The organism is Flavobacterium branchiophilum NBRC 15030 = ATCC 35035 (assembly GCF_002217205.1).
Taxonomy (GTDB): Bacteria; Bacteroidota; Bacteroidia; order Flavobacteriales; family Flavobacteriaceae; genus Flavobacterium; species Flavobacterium branchiophilum.
Genome location: NZ_MUGT01000073.1, coordinates 1 through 1,412, shown reverse-complemented (window position 1 = coordinate 1,412; position 1,412 = coordinate 1). Strand labels below are relative to the sequence as shown.

Annotated in this window: 1 protein-coding gene; it reads left to right on the top strand. The window is 34.1% G+C overall.

From position 1 onward, the window contains the following. A partial coding sequence (locus tag B0A58_RS09360; RefSeq protein WP_133063114.1) for an IS4 family transposase occupies nucleotides 1-1,388 on the top strand: 1,388 nt, incomplete at its 5' end. Between the last annotated feature and the right edge of the window lie 24 nt (nucleotides 1,389-1,412).

Below are 1,412 nucleotides of genomic sequence, written 5' to 3'. Positions count from 1 at the left end.
AGTTATTTAGTTTTGATATTAGTTTATATAGTTGTATATTGCAAGGGTATATATGGGGTAACCCAAATGATACCTTAAATGAAGATAGTCGTGTAAAATTAACATCAAATATAAGCTATGGACTTGATAAAGAAGAGTTTACGAGCCGTTCAAAAGACGGCCTTAAAGGGGTATTTAGTAGAAACAGAAAATTAAATCTTAAAAATTTAATAGTTTTAATCATGTCTTCAGCAAGTTCAGTTCAGCGAGATTTAGATAGATTTTACAAAAGCATGGATAAGAGTGATTTTTCTATCCGAAAAGTTACCAAAGGTGCTTTTACACAGGCAAGAGCCAAGCTGAATCCAGAGGCTTTTAAACGATTAAACCAAGTTGCAATAGATACTTTTTATGAGCAAAATTTAGTTTACACTTGGCACGGAATGAGAACCTTAGCCGTAGATGGTACGACACTTATGCTTCCGAATCACCAGAGTATAAAAGACGAGTTTGGTGTTCATAAATTTGGACCTAAAGCCGATAAAGAACGTTCTATTGCTCGTGCATCTGTACTTTATGATGTTCTTAATTTAGTTGCCATAGATTCACAAATAGACTGTTATAGAACAAGTGAAAAAGAGTTATTAAGCAAGCATTTAGAATATTTAAAACCCGACGACTTGCTTTTAATGGATCGTGGTTATCCCAGCAAAGCTTTGTTTTTTCAGCTCATGGCAAAAGGAGTTCATTTTTGTGCTCGTATGAAAGAGGATTGGTGGTTAGAATTAAAAGCTTTCAAAAAAAGCGGCAAAAATGAAGATTTTGTTAGTTTTAAATTACCCGCTAAAGATAAGAATTTGCTAAGTGATTATCCACAATATCAAGAAGCAACAATTAAATGCAGGCTGTTAAAAATTGTTTTAGAAACAGGAGAAACTGAGATTTTATGCACCTCATTGACCGATTTTGAAAAGTATCCTTATGATGATTTTCAAGAATTGTATCATTATCGCTGGAACGAAGAAGAAGCCTATAAAATGTTAAAGAGTAGGGTTGAAGTTGAGAATTTTTCAGGTAAAACTGCCAAAGCAGTACGCCAAGATTTTTATGCCAAGATGTTTTTACTAACCCTTTGTGCGGCTTATGCACATCCGATTGAAGAAAAAGTTAGAGCAGAATATAAAGCAGACGACAAGCGAAAACACGATCAAAAAATTAATAGAACAAGCGCAGTTGCTATGACAAGAGAGACACTTATTGCTGTATTTATAAGGAAAGAATATAAAAAAGCACTAGAAGCATTTGACGACATAGTGGCTAAAACCAGAGAGATTATAAGACCTAAACGATCAATGCCCAGACCACACAAACCAAGGAAACAATACCCAATGAACTATAAAAAATTATGACATGGCCTTAACTAAACGACATTG